Consider the following 1298-nt stretch of genomic DNA (forward strand, 5'->3'; position numbering starts at 1 on the left):
TGAAGTGGTCCCGCCTTCTTGGACAGTTTGGCGGCTGAGTTAAGCTAATCCCGGTTGTCGTTCATGCCGCCTGTTTGATCATCAGGTCATGGGGGGCATGCCCCCCATGACCTGATTGCCCGATGCGCCGATAGGCCTCGACCGGGGTTCTCCCGGCTAGTCCCGAGTGCGGACGCTGGGTGTTGTAATAGGTGATCCACCGGCCAAGGCCAGCCCGCAGCTCCGAGCCGGTCTCGAAGGCGTGGAGATAAACGCACTCGTACTTCAGGGATCGCCAGAGGCGTTCGATGAAGACGTTGTCCATCCACCGGCCCCGGCCATCCATGCTGATGCGGACCTCGGCGTCACGCAGCACGCTGGTGAAGGCGTAGCTGGTGAACTGGCTGCCCTGGTCCGTGTTGAAGATTTCTGGCTTGCCGAACCGGGCCAACGCCTCTTCCAGCGCCGCGACACAGAAGCCGGCGTCCATCGTGTTCGACAGCCGCCAGGCGAGCACCTTGCGGGTCGCCCAGTCCATGATTGCTACCAGATAGAGGAAGCCACGGCGCATCGGGATGTACGTCACGTCGGCGCACCACACGTGATTGGGCCGTTCAATCGCCAGCTTGCGCAGTAGATACGGATAGACCCGGTGCTGCGGGTGCGGATCGCTCGTGCGGGGCCGCTGGTAGATCGGCGTCAGCCCCATCTTCGCCATCAGGCGACGCACCCGACGGCGACCGACCTCGTGCCCGGCACGCCGCAGGTGCCGCGCCATCTGGCGGCTGCCGTACCACGGGCAGTCCAGGAACGTCGCGTCGATCACCGTCATCAGCGCCAGCGTCTCGTCCGTTTCCGGCACCGGTGCGTAGTAATACGACGAGCGGCTGATGCGCAGCAGGCGGCACTGCGCCGTAATCGACAGGCGGTGGTGAGCAGATTCGACCATCGCCCGCCTCCGGTCCACGCTCATCGACCGAAGGCTTTCGCTAAAAAATCCCGCTCGACGACCAATTGCCCGATCTTGGCATGCAGCTTTTCCACCTCGCTCTCGCTGACGGCCTTGGCCACATCGCCAGCCCCGGAGAACGTGCCTGCCATGCCCTCGATGGCCTGCCGCTTCCACGACGCGATCATCGTGTGGTGCACGCCATGCTTGGCTGCCAGCTCCGCCAGCGTCAGATCGCCCCGGATCGCTTCCAGCGCGACCTTGGCCTTAAAATCAGCGCTGTAGCGCTTCCTCGTCGTCTTCATTCCCGTACCAATCCATCAGGTCGGGAGTAGCTTAACACCCTGTCCAGAAAACCGGCACCACCTCA

1 protein-coding gene is annotated in these 1298 nt (G+C 63.5%); it reads right to left on the reverse strand.

The window, feature by feature from the left end; all coding sequences use genetic code 11:
• Window positions 1-61: 61 nt before the first annotated feature.
• A protein-coding gene (locus ACUCV3_RS27260) for an IS3 family transposase (protein WP_138921382.1) occupies window positions 62-1233 on the reverse strand; the annotation gives its coding sequence in 2 pieces (ribosomal slippage) (window positions 62-969 and window positions 969-1233; 1173 coding nt in all).
• Window positions 1234-1298: the final 65 nt, after the last annotated feature.

Source organism: Sphingobium sp. VMM (assembly GCF_056790315.1).